This is a genomic window from Virgibacillus sp. W0430 (assembly GCF_051846935.1).
Lineage (GTDB): Bacteria > Bacillota > Bacilli > Bacillales > Amphibacillaceae > JBPYCR01.
Genome location: NZ_JBPYCS010000014.1, coordinates 16,483 through 35,115, shown reverse-complemented (window position 1 = coordinate 35,115; position 18,633 = coordinate 16,483). Strand labels below are relative to the sequence as shown.

The window sequence follows — 18,633 nt, the reverse complement described above, 5'->3', positions numbered from 1 at the left end:
TCCTCCATTTGATTATTTAGACAAAAGGACAAGTGCTTCATAAAGTACCTGCGTACCGATTGAGCAATCCTCTTTAGAACTCCATTCGTTAGGATTGTGACTTATGCCATCCTTTGATCGAACCAATATCATACCGAAGTCGGTAATTTTCGACATGAATAATGCATCATGTCCTGCTCCACACTTCATTTTAAATAAAGGCAAACCCGTCTGAGTAACTACATTTTCAAACACTTTTATAATTTTAGTCGAACAAGATGCAGGGTCAACCTCCACATTCACCTTTACCTTTGCTTTTAGGCTTCTCTTTTCAGCACATTGATGTAGAAGTCCAATTATTTCATTTTTCATTTGCTCGCGCTTCGTTTTATCAACATGTCGGCAATCAATCGTAAACATAACCTTCTCAGGGATAATGTTAATCCCCCCTGGGTAAAATTGCATCGTCCCTACAGTAGCTACCCCACCCCATTTGATTGCAGCCTTTTCAATTAACGGCAATGACTCAGACATTGCTAACGAGGCATCTACTCGTATGGACATCGGTGTCGCTCCTGCATGATCTGCCCTGCCAATAAACGCAACATCAATCCACACCGTTCCCTGAATATCCGTCACAATTCCAATAGGTAAATTCTCTGTTTCAAGCACTCTTCCTTGTTCAATATGAAGCTCTAAATACGCTTTAATTTCATTTGAACTTCTTCTTGCTAGATGGCAGGTGTCCGGGGTAAAGCCTGCACGCATAAGTGCTTCATCCATTCGTACCCCGTCTCTATCCTTTTTCGCCAGCTCTTCTTCGGTTAAATATCCTGTTAAAGCCTTGCTCCCGATAAAGCCCGTATTAAATCGTGCACCTTCTTCATCCGTAAAAGAAATAATTTCAATTCCGTTTTCAATTGGAACTTGATTTTCTATGATCGTTCGCGCAGCTTCTATTCCAGCCAATACACCTAAAGCACCATCAAATTTTCCTCCATTAAAAACGGTATCTATATGAGAGCCTGTCATTACAACAGGGGCTGTTGGATCCTTGCCTTCAATTTTTCCAATAATATTACCGATTGCATCGATCCTTACTTGTAACCCAGCTGTCTCCATTAAATCGATAATGTAGCTTCTCGCTTCCATGTCCTCCTTTGTTAAAGAAAGTCTTGTAACTCCTTGCTCTCCCATACTCCCTATATCGCCCAGTTCATTTATTGAATTCCACAATCGTTCTTTATTTATTTTTATTTTAGACCCAATGGACATATACTACCCTCCTGCACTTCAACACAATGTTCTATCATTCGTATGTGTACACACCTTTTAAAACAGCTGGAACCTATGTGCTTTCTCACCCACAGCTGCATAAATTTCATCTTTCCACTACGACTACTCGTAATCTATCTTTTAAACAGCAAATTTCGTGTTCTCTTCGTTCGTTTATTTTTCAGCATATAAATGACAGGATACATAATGACCTGTACGCGTCTCACGTAATTCAGGTAGCTCCACCGCACAAATGTCCATTTTCATCGGACAACGTGGATGAAGCGGGCATCCAGACGGAGGGTTGGACGGGCTCGGAATATCTCCTTCTAATATAATTCTTTCTCGTTTTAAAGTCGGGTCTGGAATTGGAACAGCAGATAACAATGCTTTCGTATACGGGTGCAAAGGATCTTTAAATATATCTTCTTTTCTACCTCGTTCAACGACATTCCCTAAATACATTACACCCACTTGATCGCTAATATACTTAATGACACTTAGGTCATGTGAGATAAATAAAATAGTTAAATTGTATTCTTCTTGCAGCTTCTTTAATAAGTTTAAAATTTGCGATTGAATCGAAACGTCTAATGCAGATACCGATTCATCTGCTACGATAAACTTAGGATCTAGCGCTAACGATCGAGCAATACTTATCCGCTGCCTTTGTCCACCACTAAATTCATGGGGGTACCGATCCAAATGATAGTCTTTTAAGCCAACAACATTTATTAAGCGCCGTACCTCTTTATCAAGCTCCTGCTTTGTTTTAAACAATTTATGCGTAACCATTGGTTCAGCAATAATGCCATACACTTTCATTCGTGGGTCTAATGAAGCAAAAGGATCTTGAAAAATAATTTGCATATCCTTTTTTAACAAACGGAGCTCTGATTTAGATAAATTTGATATGTCTTTTCCATCAAAAATAATTTGGCCATCTGTTGGTTCAAGAAGATTTAAGATTAATCTGCCCGTCGTTGACTTACCACAGCCGCTTTCACCGACCAATCCAAAAACTTCTCCTTGATCAATCGATAATGTCACATCATTTACTGCTTTAACATATTGCTTTCTTTTTAAAAGACCATTTTGGATTGGAAAATGTTTTTTCAACTTATTTATTTCAAGCAACGTCTTACTCATATTCTCCATCCTTCCCAGGGTACCAACAGCGATAATAATGCTCGCTCTCTTCGTTTAACGATGTTAGCGGTGGCAGTTCGTTAAAGCATGTTTCGGTTGCTTTTGCACACCTTTCAGCAAAACGGCAGCCTTTTATTTCTTCTAAAGGATTTACTACGTGACCAGGAATCGAGTATAGCGCTCCTTTATCCCCAGATATTTTTGGGATCGATTTCATTAAACCAATTGTGTACGGATGCTGAGGATTTAAGAAAATGTCTTTCACATTTGCCTTTTCAACAATTTGACCGGCATACATTACTAAAACGTACTGACACGATTCGGCAACTACACCTAAATCATGTGTAATAAGTAGAACTGAAAGTCCTTTTTCCGCTTGAAGCTTTTTTAGTAATTCTAAAATTTGTGCTTGTATCGTTACATCGAGAGCAGTTGTTGGCTCATCTGCTATTAATAAATCAGGATTACAAGCCATTGCCATAGCAATCATGACCCGCTGACGCATACCACCAGATAATTGATGAGGGTACTCTTTAACAATTTCTTCCGCGCGTGGGATTCCTACTAAATTTAGCAACTCAATCGATCGATTCCGTATTGTTTTTTTATCTAGACGTTCATGGAGCATAATTGCCTCATCGAGCTGATACCCGATTGTATATACAGGATTTAAAGAAGTCATTGGCTCTTGAAAGATCATCGCTATTTCTTTTCCGCGCAATTTTCTTAAATCTTCTTCCTTAAGCTTTCGCAGGTCTTTTCCTTTATAAAGAATCTTCCCACCTGTAATTTTGCCAGGAGGGGAAGGTACGAGTCCCATAATCGACAGAGAAGTAATACTTTTCCCACTGCCAGACTCTCCTACAATGCCTACAATTTCTCCCTTTTTTAAATCAAAGCTCACCTGATCAACAGCCGTTATGTTTCCTTCCGCTGTAAAAAATGTTGTCTCAAGTGCTTGAATGGACAATAAATCGCTCACGTTATCACCTTCTTCTATCTATCTTTCAGCTTCGGATCTAAATAGTCTCGCAATCCATCACCTAACAAATTAAAGCCCATTACAACTAAAAATATACAAATCCCCGGCAATGCTACAGTCAATGGAGCAATCGTCATAATCGACCGCCCTTCTCCAAGCATACTCCCCCAATCAGCAGTCGGCGGCTGTGCACCTAAACCTAAAAAGCTAAGTGAAGCTGTTTCGGTTATCATCCAACCAATATTCATCATCGATTGAACGACGATATAGGCAGATATATTTGGCAAAATATGTTTAAATACCGTTTTACTTTTACGGTTTCCGATTGCATTTGAGGCCTCAATAAATTCCATTTCTTTTAACGATAACGTTACGGAACGGGTTAACCGTGCATAAAATGGAATGTTTACTGAAGCTACAGCGATTAATGCATTCTTTAATCCTGGCCCTAAAAAAGCAACAATTAAAATAGCCAATAATATTGCTGGAAACGCCATTAAAACATCAATAAAGCGCATAATTATGTTATCTATTCGCTTATGACTCATCGCTGCAAACACCCCAAGACTGACACCAGCAAGCATTGCCATAAGTGCAGCAGCTAAGCCACTTAATAATGTCACTTGGCTTCCATAAATTAGACGACTTAGCATATCTCGACCTAAATGATCCGTACCTAAAATATGACCTTCCGTACCTATTCCCGCTAGCCTTGCTGCTGGGTTTACTTGATCGGGATTCATTGGTGCTAATATTGGTGCTAAAATAGCTATAAGTACAAACGCCCCAACGAGTACGGAGCCGACAACAATATAATTATGCTTTTTGAAAGCGTTACGTATGAATTTCCTTTTATTCGCAACAGGTAACTGATCTGCATTCTCCTTTGTTACATCCACCATTTAAAACTCCTCTCGCGCCCGTTTAGCCGTCATTTTGTTTGAATTCTCGGATCAATAATGCTATACAGTAAATCAACGACTAAGTTTACGAGCGCAAAAATTAAAGCTAAAATTAGCGTCCCACCAATTACTAAAGGATAATCTCTCGTTAATATCGCGTTCATGAGCATTTGCCCAATTCCAGGCCATGAAAACACAACCTCCACAACGACAGCCCCGCCAATCACGTATCCTATTTGCATTCCGATTACCGTAACTACAGGAATTAATGCGTTACGCAGCACGTGAATTAATATGACCCGTTTCGCCTTTGCCCCTTTCGCTCTTGCCGTTCGTATATAATCCTGTCTGATTACTTCAAGCATGGATGATCGCATCATTCTAGCAATTACGGACGCAGGAACTAGAGAAAGTGTAATTGCTGGTAAAACTAAATGATAAAGTAAATCGAGCATTCCACCTCCATCAGGTGAGTAAATACCTGACGACGGAAACCATTCCAACATTCCTGAAAAAATTATAATTAAGAGCATCCCAAGCCAAAAAATTGGAAGACTTATGCCGGTTAGTGGAAAAAGGATTAGCAAACGATCAATCCATGTATTTTGTTTCACCGCAGAAATGATACCAATAATCATCCCAATCGGAATTGCAATAAGTAAACTACCGACCGCCAAATATGCTGTCGCCACAATTTTTGATAATACAAGTGTTAAAACTTCCTCGTTATACGTAATGGAACGACCGAAATCAAGTGTCACAATATCGCTTAACCAAATAAAATATTGCGTAAAAATGGAAGCGTCCAACCCCATTTCCGCCCGAAGATTAGCCAAGCTTTCTTCGGTAGCATAGGAGCCAAGCAATAATTGCGCGGGGTCTCCAGGGGCTAGTCTCATGCCTACAAATATTAAGATCGATACGCCAAAAAACACAGGGATTAGCCAAATAATTCGATGAATTAAATATGAAAACATAACGGTCCTACACTCCTTATGTGAGGCTTAAATGCGGACGATACGTTGTTAAATATTTAAGCGATTCACATACTCATTTCTTTTGCTTATGAGGAAACATACGCCCGCTCGAAGCTACATAAGTAAGATGGAGCGGGCGCACGGTAACAAATTATTTTCCTATCTTTGATACATCCATCATTTGAGATGGGTGAAGCTGGAATCCATTAAGCTCCGATGTCATCGCTGCCGTTTGCTTCGCATAATCAACAAATAGCATGGCAGCTTCTTCCGTTATAATTTTGGAAGCCTTTTGATAAAGTGCACTTCTTTTTTCAAAATCGGTTTCAACCCTTGCTTCATCAAGTAACGTAGTCACTTCTTCATTTTCATAATAGCCACTATTAAACAACGGAATGTTATTGGACGAATAAAGATTTGTCATCACGTTATCGTCATCCCCTGTAATAGCCATCCAAGATAGCGCCCACATATCATTGACGTCTCGACCACCTTGGTTTACCTCATCAAGAAAAGCGCCCCATTCCATTTTTTCAATTCCTACTTCTATCCCGACATCTGCTAAATAACTTTGGATTGCGGTAGACATTGCAACCGGCTGTTGCATTCCAGAACCTGATTCAGGTATTACAAAGTTAATTGAAATATCGCCTTCACTGTACCCAGCTTCCTCTAGTAATTGTTTTGCCTTCTCTGGATTGTACGGATACCCTTCAATACTTGGGTCATGTCCGTTATACGCTGGTGCTAACGGCTGCGTTGCTGCAACACCTGTACCTTTTAAAATGTCATTCACAATCGCTTCCTTATCAATTGCATAGTTAACTGCTTGCCTTACTTTTAAATCTCCAAATGGTTCTTTTCTAATATTTAACCCAACGTACCACAGATGCGGGCTTGCTTGCGTAAGCATTTCCAGATTACTGTCCCCTTCAATTTCTTCAATGCTGTCTGGATTCACATCGTAAATTAAATGCGACTCTCCATTCATTAAACGCGTTACTCGTACAAGATCTTCCTTGACTGGTGTAATAACTAACTTGGCTATTTCTGGTGCACCATCCCAATATTCTTTGTGCGGAGCTAATTCAATTTGAACGCCTCGTTGCCAATTTTCAAGCTTAAATGGACCGCTACCAATCGCATTACTCGCAAAATCCTCCCCAGATTCTTGAACTGCTGTAGGACTTACAATTCCACCGATGATCGTAGCCATATTAAAAAGAAATGAAGCTGTTTTTTCTTGTAAAACAAATTTAACTGTGTACGGATCAATAACTTCTATTTCTTCAATCATTCCATAATAGAAATCTGCTAAAGGAAAAGGGCCGTAATGATGTTCATGATTTTCGTCAATCATACGATCATACGTAAATTTAACCGCTTCAGCATCTACATCCGTCCCATCGTGAAACATTGCGCCTTCCCGTAAGTAGAACGTGTATTCAAGCCCATCCTCGGAGATATCCCATTCTTCAGCTAGTCCTGGAGCTATTTCAAAAGCCTCCTCTTTCCACTGAACTAACGTATCAAACATATTATAATGAACCCGATGGGTGTTAACATCCGTCGCTTGTCCCGGATCCATCGTCGTTGCATCAGCGACTAGATCTACTACGAACGTACCGACAGAAGACGTTTCCGCATCCACCTCATCCGTATTTTCTGCTGGTGATGCGTCATTAGAAGTAGAACTCTCCTCTTTCGGCATACACCCTGCAGCCAAAATAAGTATTCCAACCAAAACAAAAAGCAATAAATTTAAAATATTCCGTCTTTTAAAAGTGTAAAATCGCAATTTTTGTACCTCCCTATTATATTTTTACTGATTACTAATATTATCGAATAGTATGACAAATAAATTTTAGTACTCTTTCACATTTTTTATACCTTACTTTTGGGTACTAGCACATAAAATTCCGATAATTTTACTCTTCTAATTTCAACCATTTATTTTTCACGCCAAAAGTGTCCATCAATCGAAAGCAAAATAACACGTTTAAATAATGAGTTGTATCCGTTAAGTCCATTCCCAATATTTCCTGAACGCGTTTCAATCGGTATGTATACGTGTTTTTATGTAAATGCAAATGCTGAATAACTTTATCCGCCTTTTGATTAAATTCACAGTAGGCTTCGAGCGTCAATAATAAATCTATTTTATTCTTATGCTTGTACTCAATTAACGGCTTCAAATGGTCATATACAAATTGATATTGTTCCTCTTTAGATAATCTCATCATCATATGATAGATGCCCATATCTTTATACGTTATAATTTTATTTTTAAATCTTTTTTGGTTTAAAATTTCGTTCCCTTTCCTAATATCCAAGTACGATTGAGATAAGTTTTCAATTTTCGTTATAAACCGGCCAATAACACCAGACACATCTCTTTCTTCCAAATGGAAATGTACTGCTTTCTTCCACTCCTTCATTAATAAAAAACTCTTTTCAATTAACTCATCCTCCTTCCCTTTATCATTCCAACAAATTAAGGCATGAAATCCGCTCTTTCCTAAAAATAAAATACTGCCCGGATTTTGTTGCACGATAATTTGTTCAAGGAACCATTTCAATCGTTTTATTTTCTTTTGCATTCCTATCGGCTGAACAATTTGCATGGATATAAAGTTGTATTTATTTCCTTCTTTTATACCTAGATGCTGTGCTTGAGCTTTCACTAAATCCAAATCAACATTTTCTATAACATCTTCCAAAAACTCGCCCTTCATTTGCTCTTTTTCTTCTTCAATCGATTCTTGCTTTAACAGCTCGAGTGCAACAACTGTACTCGCCTGCTCCAGTGCAATGATCTCATCATTACCGAGCATCTCCACACCCTTCACAACAATAAGCCCCTTTAATTCTGCCGCACCAACAGCAGGTAAAATATTTATACGATATGGATCGTCTTTAATAGTCATTTTCCTTTTTGTATCAATGGATTCCCTTAGTTTATCCATGTAATGGGGAATATGGTGAATCTCCCTTTCCCCCTGCAGGGTACTCGCTACTTGCTGGCAAAAACGATCGTAAATAATAACCTCTTTATCAATAATTTGAGCTACCGTTTCTGCAATTTCTTCAAAGCCCTTTTGCTGCAACACAATGTTTGTCAGCTTTTCATGTGTACGCGCTGCAAATTCAAGACGCTTATTCTTATTTTCTATTTCATAATTTAGTTGATTTAAGCTTCGAACTTGATTTTCAATTTCTTCAAATAAAAACCCACGCTCCATTGCCATAGAAGCTTGACTACATACCGCTTCCAGCAGCTGTAAATCTTCCTTCCTAAAATGAGCATTTGTCAAGAAATTATTTATCGAAACAACCCCATAGCACGTATTATTTATAATAAAAGGACAGCACATCGCACTTTTAGACTTCGCCGCTACCCCACCAGAAACTTTAGGGACTGCCAAGTCAAAAAACTCTTTATTTTCTTTACGAATTGTTGCCATCCCTTCATATACATCATCCGAATGCTCAAACATCATGGGCTTTTGCAGTACATACGTGAGCCCTGTAATGGATTCACCCGGCTTAAACCTAATTCGCTTAATATAATTCCAATTAAAGCCACTTGTCACCTTTGGAATAAGATACGTTTCATCATTATCAACAAGATAAATACTACCCGCATCTGCAGCTTCAATTACTTTTAACGTATTATCTAAAATTTGCTTCAAAACATCTGTTAAACGCAACGAAGACGACAACGTTTTTGAACTATACAAGAGCAAATCTTTCGCGTTTAATTGATATTCCACATCTTGAATTTTCTCAATGTATTCCCATTGTTTTTTTAATATGGTACGTAATAGATCGGATTTTTCTGTATTGATTTTTTGTGCAAATGATAACTCAACATAATTGTCCTTCATCAAGCAAATCGTTATTTTATCGTCCTGTTTAAAAGCAAGCGAATGATTAAGTAATAAATACGTTTCATCTTGATCCTGTTTATTTTTAAAACGGATTGCATTTAAGTCCAAATCCAATAACAGCGCGAACTTCTTCGTAATTTCAATAAATTGATTCATAGTATCGTTTTTCAAACTATCACCTCTTATTGAGAGTTGTAAATGCTAACAAAAGCCTTAAAATTTTTCTATTCTTGTTTTATAAAAATTAATATCACATTCAAATTGTTCACACAAATTTTTATATTCTTATTACATAGAGCGTGTTATAGCTTTTAACTTATTGATGACCTAAATCACTCCCTTTATATCGAGATTGTTTAACTATTATATCATTATGCAAATATTTAAAGATCCAGTTAATAAACTTATTAATTCTCATTACAAAAAAGCTCCCATATGAGTGATGTTTCATCACCAATGTAGGAGCAAATATATTAAATAGGGGTCATTGTTCTTAACATTAAATACACAGTATAAATTATTAGAAAAGGAGACCTTTATCAAATTCACAGTTCACTTATTTTATGAATAGCTTTCTCTCCACGTCTGCAAGTAATTCAATCCCGGTTTCTGTCACAATAAACGATTCCGTAATTTCTACGCCATAGTTATCCATCCAAATTCCAGGAATCATATGAAGTGTCATGTCTGGCTCTAGTATTGTTTTATCTCCTGGTCTTAAGCTAATGGTCTTCTCGCCCCAATCAGGAGGATAGTTAACACCAATAGAATAGCCAATACGAGATTCCTTCTCAAAGCCATGCTTTTTAATAGAATTTCGCCAGACCATTTCCACCTCTTCACTCGTAACACCTGGCTTAACAGCTAGCAACGCTTCGTTTATTCCTTCAATCGCTACATTTGCCAATGTTTCCATTTCTTTTGTGGGCTCCCCAATAACTAATGTTCTAGCCAAAGGAACGTTATAGCGCTTATAAGTACCGGATAACTCCAATATCACTGGATCTCCTTGCTTATATTTCTCATCTGTCCATGTAAGATGACATGCATTTGTTTTTTCACCAGATGGAAGTAGTGGTGGAAAACAAGGGTAGTCCCCACCAAACTTCTCCGTTCCGCTTATTTGTGCATGATAAATATCTGCAACAACATCACATTCTCGAACGCCTGCTTCTATTCGGTCAGTTGCCTTCTTCATAGCTTTACTTACAAGTAGTCCGGCACGTCGCATATACTGTAATTCTTTTTCCGACTTAATTACTCTAATCCAATTAATAAGATTCATAGCATCTTTAAATGTTGCATTTGGCAGCGTTTGCGTCAGAATTATATAATTTTGTGCGGTAAAAAAGTATGTGTCGTATTCCATCCCTATAGATTTTCTATCCATTTTTCTACTTTTTATAACTTCGCACATAAACTCCATCGCATGCTTTGTCTCTGATTGTACATAGTCGTCTGAATATGAAATAATATTTTCTGCTCGCAACCAAGTGGTATGATGGGCCCCTGTTTCATCAATACCTCGCCCTACCCAAATCGGTTCTTCCTCATTAAGCGAAACGATTAATAGTTGATGTGTGTAATAGGACCATGCATTATATCCACTTAAATAATTTATATTTGCTGGATCCGTGACCAATAAAACATCGATACCTGCTGAGTTCATTTTTTCTTTCGTTTTTTTCACTCTTGTTTTATATTCTGCAATTGAAAAATCAGTCACTTTCGTTCTCCCTCTCAGTTCAGTAATTAAGTAGCTTTATTCATTTTTTGAAAAACTCCGTATTCATCACTAGAGTTTGGAAGTTCCTATAGAATCAATTTATTACTTATATATAAAAGGTCGATTACTTTAATATTTCTTGTTCTGCTTCCTCAATTTCTTTTTCAAGCGTTTCTAAAATTACTTGTGCATCTCCTCCAACTTCTTCCACGTAAACATCCCTTGCGCCTAAAGAAGTTTCTTTAAATGCAGCTCTTTCTTCAGAAGTTAGCTCAAGTATTTCTATATCAGCTTCCTGCAAGCCTTTTAAAGCTTTTTGTTCTTCTTCATCAACAACGCTATACACCCAATCTGTTACTTCGTTTAACGTATCCTGAATTAATTGTTGATCTTCGCTCGATAATGATTCAAAAAAATCTTTATTCCCTACTGTGACTGTAGTATATATATGATGTCCGGAAAGCATTAAGTAGTCTTGGACTTCATGAAAATTATTGTTATACGTGTAAAAAAGTGCATTTTCTTGTCCTTCTACCATTTTCATTTGTAAGCTTGTGTATATTTCTCCGGCATCCGTCGGCGTTGGATTTGCTCCCATTACTTTATACGATTCAATCAATAACGGCGAGGCCATCGTACGCATTTTAAAATTCTTCATATCTTCCGGTGTTTTTAATGGTTTATTTGCGGTCCAATGCATAAAACCAGTCGTCCAATAATTAAATGATTGGATTCCTTTCGACTCGTATTGTTTAGCTAAAGTTTCGTTTAGTGCAACACTTTCGTCTAATACTTTCTTATTCACTTCCATGCTATCGGAGAAAATAAATGGAATTGCCATTAACTGGTTTTCAGGAATTATAGATCCTGTAATACCCGGTGATGAAATAGAAAACTCAATCGCACCACTCTCCAAAGACTTTAACAAATCAACATTAGTACCAAGCTGACCATACGTGTAGACATCAACCGCAATACGCCCATCCGTCTTTTCTTCCAAAATATCTTTGAATTTATTTACGTATAGATCCATAACATCTCCGGGACCTTCTTCATGAGCAAATCGTAGCGTAATATTCTCACCCTCATCGTTACTTGCACTCTTCTCCTCAGCGCTCGTCTCACCATTATTATCTTCAATATCTTTAGAAGCCCCACTACCACACCCTATGGTGATAATTGAAAGTAGGAACAGTAGCATAAACACGACTAAACTTCTTCTTTTCTTTAACATATCATTTCCCCCTGACAATTTTTTTAATGCCAAACTAGAACCTGCGTTCCCAAAAAGGACATCACCCCCTTTTCATAGTCAAAGAGCTATCCCAGTACCATACGATATGCTGTAATTAAACTGGGATACAATATAAGTATTAAATTTACAACCATTAAAATTGCAATGTATGGAATTACGCCCTTTGCAACTACCATATATGGTTTATTAAAAACAGCACATGCTGTAAAAATATTCACTCCAAATGGTGGTGTGACAGTACCCAATGTGGCTTGCATTGTTACCAAGATTCCTACTGCAACCGGATCTACACCAACCCCAACTGCGACCGGAGTAAATATTGGAGCTAGAATAGCAATTGCAACGAGAGAATCAACAAACATACAAGAGACAAAGAAAAATAAAGACATAATAAGTAAAACTTGTAAGGTGGTTGGGTCACTTCCCATAATTGATTCTGTTAATAATTGTGGAATCCGTAAATATGAAATGATCCAAGAAAACGCCCCGCCAGTAGCTAATAAAATAAACACAACACTCGTTACGACTCCAGTAGAAGCAGCAATGGATATTAATTGACGTAATGTTATTGAACGGAAGAGAAGAACCTCTAAAATAAATGCATATAATACAGCAAATGCTGCAGCTTCTGTTGGACTAAATAAGCCTAAATAAATACCACCGAGAATAAGTACCGGAAAGCCAATTGTTAAAGCAGATCGTTTAAAAGATGTCCAACGTTGCTGAAAGGTAGCTTTTGGGAATACCGGCACTCCCTTTTTTATGGCAATAATATACTCATAAACAGCAAATGCAATAAATATCATTACACCTGGAATAACTCCTGCGATAAATAACTCACCTACTGATGTACCTGTCAACATACCATAATAAATCATCACAATACTCGGTGGTATTAACATTGCAATACCTGATGAATTAACAATCAGCCCCATAATGTGTGAGTCTTCATATCCATTTTCTAAAGCTCTTTTCCTCATGGGAGGACCGATGGCTGCAACTGTTGCCTGCGTTGATCCAGATACAGAGCCAAACAGCGTACTCGCAGCTGCCGTTACAATACCTGTACCACCTCGCACATGCCCAACTAAATCTCGTATAAAATCTAATAATCTATTCGATGTTTTACCTGCTGTAATAATATCAGCAGCAAAAATAAACATTGGTATAGCTAATAGAACGAATGCTTCAATACTACTAATCGATTGTTGTACAAATAACGTAAAGTCCAAATTCGGTGTATAAATAACCATAAAAGCTAAACACGTTACAATTAAAACAATCATTATTGGAAAATTTAGGAGAAGCATCAGAAATAATAAAGCTATTAGAAACCACATCACGATACGAATCCCTACTTTCTACATTTGCTATTGTTCTGTTTCAATAACAAATTAATATTTCGATTTACGAAAAGTAATAGTAACAAATTCGACGAAATAGCGGACTGTCGCCAACATAAACCCAAAAGGTACAACACTCATTACGAGGTACATAGGAATCCTTAGTACATTCGTCGTCTGCTTAAGATCATATAAATTAATTACGTACTTTATAGAAAGATAGGTTACAACAGCTAAAACAACACTCGTTACTAACGTAATAAAAATAGATAACAACCTCTTATGTTTTGTAGGGAGCAAATCATACAAACCAGACATTTCAATATGCATTCGTTTTCTTACCGCATAGCTCAGACCAATAAATGTCATAACGACGATTGAAATTTGTCCTATTTCCTCTGTCGAAGCCCAACTTATCCCTAATAAATACCTGCTAGTTGCGTTACCAATTAACATCACACTCATTAAGATTGTCATTATACTTAAGATATATTTTTCACACATTGTCCAAACGATATCGATCCTTGCCATCACTTCTTTCATATTCAACACCTTCTATTTAAAAGTTTGCAGTGTGATACGTACTTTGCATAGATTCCACTGTGTATAATTGATTCAAATCTGCTAGTGCCATTCACAAAAGGGCGTCGCTTGCTAATGCTTACCTAAGTAATCAAAAATTTGTTTAAATATAGCGTAATTACTCGTTACAACCTCAATATTTAATAACGCTTCCAAACTCTCTTTACATTCGAATGCTCGAAAATTAGTACAAGAAATAAATAGACAGTCAGCCTTCTCGATTTCCTCCCGATCCTCTTGTATAAAATTAATAATCTCTTGCGGTTCTACGTGACCAATGTCTGCATCACTTTGTAGGCCAAAGCCTTTAGAATAGGTTATATGAAAGCCTATGTTTTCTAATTCGTCGGAGATATGTGTATGTAATTCGTCAATATAAGGCGATATTACTGCAAGCTTCTTTGGCTGCAAGTGCTGTAAACATTCAATCACTGCACTAAAAGCAGTTAAGCTTTTACATCTTAAAAAAGTAGCAATTTTTCTTTTAATTTCCGCGTCCCCATCTGTTCCATATATCGACCCTGCCGAAGTACAACCGAAAATTCCTATATCAGGTTGCACACTCCTTAAATATTCGATTGCTCTCGGAACTTCTTCTTTAAGCATTTTCTTTTCTGATTCCACAGTTACTTCTTCTAACCACATACGTTCTGAATGTATTGAAATACTGTGCGGCAATATTCGTTTTAAATCATACTCTAAAGTGGTGTCTGTATGCGGTAGCAGCAAAGCAATTTTTTTGCGATTAATAGAGTTTTTCACGTAGGCATGTTCCTTTCATTCTTTATGTTGATTGCAATGAATAGGCTTACATTTTTTATTACGATGTTTTATTCAATAAACGCTTCACTGTCTCAGAGAGTATCTCTACGCCAAGCTCTAAGCAATTTTCATCTATATCAAAAATAGAAGTATGTAAATCACGTTCGATCCCATCGTTTAAGGAACAACCGAGAAAGAATAAAGCCCCTGGTACTTTTTCAGTCATATGCGCAAAATCTTCTCCTACCATTCCGAATGGACCACGATGGACTTTTATAGTTTTATGCATATGGTGAACTGAATCCTCAAGCAATTTATTTATTTGTGAATCATTTTTAAGAGGTGGCTCGCCTTTATGCAGCTTGAAGTCATACGTCCCTCCAAATGATTGTACAATTTTAAATACTTGCTCCACTTCTTCTGCAAGCTTCCTTCTAGCATCTGGTGAGAAGCTCCGTAATGTACCATTTATTTTAACTTCCGTTGGAATAACATTACTTGCTGTTCCAGTAGCTACTTTTCCAATACTTGCAGCAACCGGATCTAATGGAGACACTCTTCTACTTACTACACCATAAAATGCTTGCAATACGGAACCAAGCATCCAAATAGGATCTTTCGTTAAATATGGATAAGCACCGTGTCCTCCAAAACCATGAATAGTCGCTTCAAATGTATCTACACTAGCCATACTATAACCGTCATTTATTTGAATTTCCCCAACTGGTAGCCATGGACTAACATGTAGAGCGAGTACAGCCTGAACATCATCTAACACCCCGGACTCTACCATATATGGCGCGCCTGTTAGTCCATGTTCATCCATATCTTCTTCAGCTGGCTGAAAAATAAATTTTACTGTACCCCGTAATTTACCTTCTGCAAACTGTTTTGAAATTAAATGAACCGTGCCAAGTAAAATGGACGTATGGGCATCGTGCCCGCATGCGTGCATTACTCCTTTATTTTTTGAAACAAATTCATGCTTCGTTTCCTCTACTATTGGCAACGCATCCATATCAGCTCGCAACGCAATAACTGGTCCCGTTCCAGATGATACTGTAGCAACTACGCCATTTGGTGTACCAACACGCTTTTTTATTTGTATATTATTAATTTTGTTTAATTCCCGAACAATATATGCCGAAGTTTTGAATTCCTGAAAACTAAGCTCTGGATGCTGATGTAAATCTCGGCGCCAACGCACTAAAAGTTCTTTCAAACCTTCTTTAGTATTAGTAGAACGATTTTCTTGTCTATCTTTTACAGTTTCTAAATTTGAATCGGCATCCCTATAATTCACAATTTTCCCCTCCTGCTTCTTCAAAATGTTCCTATTCATTACGTTAGAAAACATGGTGTAATTAAAAAAGTTTGAAACTTTTCTAATTGGTTCATATTATAAGTTCAGTAAATTTTCTGAACAATTAATAATGTGTATGATTAATTTTTTTCAAGATTAGACAATTTGCTAGATGAATTTTCCTGAATTTCAAATATATTACCGGGTACAGATAAGTGTTTCTGGGGATTATAAAGAAGATCGGCTTGTAGAAAAAAAAAAACGGCTTTTGTCTTATTTTCTCAATAAGAAAAAGTCGTTTCAGAATAATATTGATAACTGGGTAAAAATCAAAATATTAATTGGTGCTATCCCACTCAACTTGAGAATTATATTCAACACGTACACATCATACAATAATTTTTCTCTCTTTATGATAAACTTCTTAAACTATGACATTGATTCTTTAACATATTTCTTTATTTAATCCTTTGCAAATAACCCCGAATGCCATACTTTAATACTTAAATTTAATAATAAAACATCGTCTTGGTTATTTAATGACATATTCGTTAATGATTCTATTTTTTTTAAACGATATAGCAATGATTGTCTATGAAGATTTAGTATTCTAGCTGCCTTGCTACTATTACCCTTTTGATCTTCATAGACAATCATTGCTATGAAGATTTAGTATTCTAGCTGCCTTGCTACTATTACCCTTTTGTTCTTCATAAATGATAAACGTCTTAATCAAATCCATCTCTCGCTTTTTATCATATTCAATCAATGGTGAAATTGTAGCGTATGCAATAGATCTTATTTCTTCATTATCTACAAGATTTAGTATTACTCGATTTAGTTGAGTATCTTCAAAACTTACTCGATGACCCATGTCCCGTTCAAGACCCATTTTCAGGGCTACCTTTGCTTTTTTATGACTGTTATAAAATTGTTTAATACCACTATCGTGCTTTCCAAATCCCCACCAAAAATCAACCCCTGGTAATAAGGTATGCAATCGTTTATCAACGACATCTAAAAACTGATTAACGAGTAACGTATCATCATCTGCATCGGATTGTAAAAAAACAATCAAATATTTACCATCATACGACAATGCTACTTGTTTGCGAACCATACGAGCGGCATAATGAATTTCTTCTCCCATATAATAAATAATACTTTTCGTACCGTGCTCCAAATCTTTGTATCTAGACTCTGACAATTCAAAAAAATTGTTTGAATAACCGACAATACATATATAAGGCAATTCTAAATTGTATCCAAGAAGTATTGCTTGGGAACAAACTCGTTCATCCTCTGCAAGATCAGGATGCTTTATTATATCCGATATGAATTCATTGCGTAAGCGTATTTCCGTTTGTACAATTGCATTTTCACGCGAAATCCAAAATGCAGTCGCCGCGGATAAGTTTTCTAAAATTTGCAGCTTGCTATCGTCTAATTCGTCCCCTTCCTTAAATAATATAATAAAATACCCTTCACCAGACCGAACTAATCCAGAAGAAATTTGTTTTTTTACAAGAAGTTTATTATTGTACTTCAAAGTATGTATGTAAGCCGAAAATAAATCATCGTTGTCAACTTTCGTATCTAATTCCAATTTTCCCCACAAAGATAACAATTCATCTGGATTAGATTTCCCGTATTTAATACGTCCTTTTGTATCTTTATAAACAACGGACCATCCTAGTTTATTTTCTAAGTAAAATATAAGCTCAGATAAGTCCTTTCCTTGAACAACTGAATCAATAAACTTTTTTTGAATCATCCGTTCCTGACCTTGCCCATGCCTTGTATGTTGAATGCTATTTAATTTTTCAGCGGCTTGTCTTTGAACATCTGCAAAACGAATTTCCCAAGGGAATTCTATAATAATGAAGTTATTTTTAGTAGCAAAATCAACTACCTCTTTAGGTAACTCTATGATATGATGCCCCATCGCAATCCCTAAAGCAGAAGCACCAGATGTATAAACGTCTTTGATGAAGACGAGTAATTTACTTAGGTCTTTTGCACATTCTACACCCGCAGTTAAAATAAATTCATTCTCTCGAACAAAGTTTTCCACTGGACCTTCAAGAGATGATACCCATTCAACTTTATTTTTTCTTAAAAGTTCATGCCCCGTACGTACATTTCCTTGCATTGATTTTACAACCGGAAGTTCGAGTATATCTTGAACTGTCATCGTCATCTATAGAACGCTCCCTTACTTAGACCCCCAACTTTATCACTTGATGAGCAACTACCATTATTCGAGGTACATCTTTTTTGGAATTTGGAATCATGGCTAAACATAAAACAATAAAATTCATTCAACATATAAATAAATCTATTAAAATAGTTTTTTATTGAATTATATAATAAATCTGAAACATTAGTCAAAATTACTTAAAAAAGTGTTTCAAATACTTCTATTTTACAAATAAAACTATAGAGTAGGGTAACCTTTTTCAAGGCTACCCCCTCATCAAACCGTACGTGCCCTATTAAGGCATACGG

At 36.7% G+C, this 18,633-nt stretch carries 15 protein-coding genes; all 15 read right to left on the bottom strand.

Features of this window, described 5'->3' with window-relative positions; translation table 11 throughout:
• Nucleotides 1–12: 12 nt before the first annotated feature.
• The 15 genes from ACLIBH_RS08980 to ACLIBH_RS08910 all read right to left on the bottom strand — a co-directional run bounded on the left by ACLIBH_RS08980 (nt 13) and on the right by ACLIBH_RS08910 (nt 18,325).
• Nucleotides 13–1,254 (bottom strand): Zn-dependent hydrolase, encoded by a 1,242-nt coding sequence (locus tag ACLIBH_RS08980; protein WP_439316370.1) that lies wholly within the window; start codon nt 1,252–1,254, stop codon nt 13–15.
• Nucleotides 1,255–1,428: 174 nt separating this feature from the next.
• Nucleotides 1,429–2,403, bottom strand: a complete 975-nt coding sequence (locus ACLIBH_RS08975) for an ABC transporter ATP-binding protein (protein WP_439316369.1) — start codon at nt 2,401–2,403, stop codon at nt 1,429–1,431.
• Nucleotides 2,396–3,385 carry an ABC transporter ATP-binding protein gene (locus tag ACLIBH_RS08970; protein ID WP_439316368.1) on the bottom strand — a complete coding sequence of 330 codons (990 nt, stop codon included), beginning with the start codon at nt 3,383–3,385 and terminating at the stop codon, nt 2,396–2,398. The genes ACLIBH_RS08975 and ACLIBH_RS08970 overlap by 8 nt, the downstream gene beginning before the upstream one ends.
• Nucleotides 3,386–3,399: 14 nt before the next feature.
• Entirely contained in the window at nt 3,400–4,287 is an 888-nt protein-coding gene (locus tag ACLIBH_RS08965; RefSeq protein WP_439316367.1) for an ABC transporter permease, read from the bottom strand.
• Nucleotides 4,288–4,316: 29 nt separating this feature from the next.
• A complete protein-coding gene (locus ACLIBH_RS08960) occupies nt 4,317–5,264 on the bottom strand; it encodes an ABC transporter permease (protein WP_439316366.1) in 948 nt (315 codons plus the stop codon).
• 151 nt (nt 5,265–5,415) lie between these two features.
• Nucleotides 5,416–7,062 carry an ABC transporter substrate-binding protein gene (locus tag ACLIBH_RS08955; protein ID WP_439316365.1) on the bottom strand — a complete coding sequence of 549 codons (1,647 nt, stop codon included), beginning with the start codon at nt 7,060–7,062 and terminating at the stop codon, nt 5,416–5,418.
• A 130-nt stretch (nt 7,063–7,192) separates the two neighbouring features.
• Nucleotides 7,193–9,325: a helix-turn-helix domain-containing protein gene (locus tag ACLIBH_RS08950; protein WP_439316364.1), complete on the bottom strand. Its 2,133-nt coding sequence runs from the start codon at nt 9,323–9,325 to the stop codon at nt 7,193–7,195.
• 385 nt (nt 9,326–9,710) lie between these two features.
• Entirely contained in the window at nt 9,711–10,880 is a 1,170-nt protein-coding gene (locus ACLIBH_RS08945; RefSeq protein WP_439316363.1) for a M24 family metallopeptidase, read from the bottom strand.
• A 124-nt stretch (nt 10,881–11,004) separates the two neighbouring features.
• A complete protein-coding gene (gene dctP / locus ACLIBH_RS08940) occupies nt 11,005–12,114 on the bottom strand; it encodes a TRAP transporter substrate-binding protein DctP (protein WP_439316362.1) in 1,110 nt (369 codons plus the stop codon).
• Between the two features lie 86 nt (nt 12,115–12,200).
• Nucleotides 12,201–13,475, bottom strand: a complete 1,275-nt coding sequence (locus tag ACLIBH_RS08935; RefSeq protein WP_439316405.1) for a TRAP transporter large permease — start codon at nt 13,473–13,475, stop codon at nt 12,201–12,203.
• 54 nt (nt 13,476–13,529) lie between these two features.
• Complete coding sequence (locus tag ACLIBH_RS08930; RefSeq protein WP_439316361.1) at nt 13,530–14,021, bottom strand: TRAP transporter small permease; 492 nt, start codon at nt 14,019–14,021, stop codon at nt 13,530–13,532.
• A 111-nt stretch (nt 14,022–14,132) separates the two neighbouring features.
• A complete protein-coding gene (locus tag ACLIBH_RS08925; protein WP_439316360.1) occupies nt 14,133–14,822 on the bottom strand; it encodes a maleate cis-trans isomerase family protein in 690 nt (229 codons plus the stop codon).
• Between the two features lie 58 nt (nt 14,823–14,880).
• On the bottom strand, nt 14,881–16,125 hold the full coding sequence (locus tag ACLIBH_RS08920) for a M20 metallopeptidase family protein (protein ID WP_439316359.1): 1,245 nt from the start codon (nt 16,123–16,125) through the stop codon (nt 14,881–14,883).
• A 462-nt stretch (nt 16,126–16,587) separates the two neighbouring features.
• Nucleotides 16,588–16,782, bottom strand: coding sequence for a helix-turn-helix domain-containing protein (locus ACLIBH_RS08915; RefSeq protein ID WP_439316358.1), 195 nt, complete (start codon nt 16,780–16,782; stop codon nt 16,588–16,590).
• Entirely contained in the window at nt 16,769–18,325 is a 1,557-nt protein-coding gene (locus ACLIBH_RS08910; protein WP_439316357.1) for a PucR family transcriptional regulator, read from the bottom strand. Before ACLIBH_RS08910 ends, ACLIBH_RS08915 begins: the two co-directional genes overlap by 14 nt.
• Nucleotides 18,326–18,633 lie beyond the last annotated feature (308 nt).

Coding starts and splice junctions, on each gene's coding strand:
- ACLIBH_RS08980 (WP_439316370.1), bottom strand. CDS start 1,254: ATGTCCATTGGGTCTAAAATAAAAATAAATAAAGAACGATTGTGGAAT.
- ACLIBH_RS08975 (WP_439316369.1), bottom strand. CDS start 2,403: ATGAGTAAGACGTTGCTTGAAATAAATAAGTTGAAAAAACATTTTCCA.
- ACLIBH_RS08965 (WP_439316367.1), bottom strand. CDS start 4,287: ATGGTGGATGTAACAAAGGAGAATGCAGATCAGTTACCTGTTGCGAAT.
- ACLIBH_RS08960 (WP_439316366.1), bottom strand. CDS start 5,264: ATGTTTTCATATTTAATTCATCGAATTATTTGGCTAATCCCTGTGTTT.
- dctP (WP_439316362.1), bottom strand. CDS start 12,114: ATGTTAAAGAAAAGAAGAAGTTTAGTCGTGTTTATGCTACTGTTCCTA.
- ACLIBH_RS08935 (WP_439316405.1), bottom strand. CDS start 13,475: ATGTGGTTTCTAATAGCTTTATTATTTCTGATGCTTCTCCTAAATTTT.
- ACLIBH_RS08930 (WP_439316361.1), bottom strand. CDS start 14,021: ATGAAAGAAGTGATGGCAAGGATCGATATCGTTTGGACAATGTGTGAA.
- ACLIBH_RS08915 (WP_439316358.1), bottom strand. CDS start 16,782: ATGATTGTCTATGAAGATCAAAAGGGTAATAGTAGCAAGGCAGCTAGA.
- ACLIBH_RS08910 (WP_439316357.1), bottom strand. CDS start 18,325: ATGACGATGACAGTTCAAGATATACTCGAACTTCCGGTTGTAAAATCA.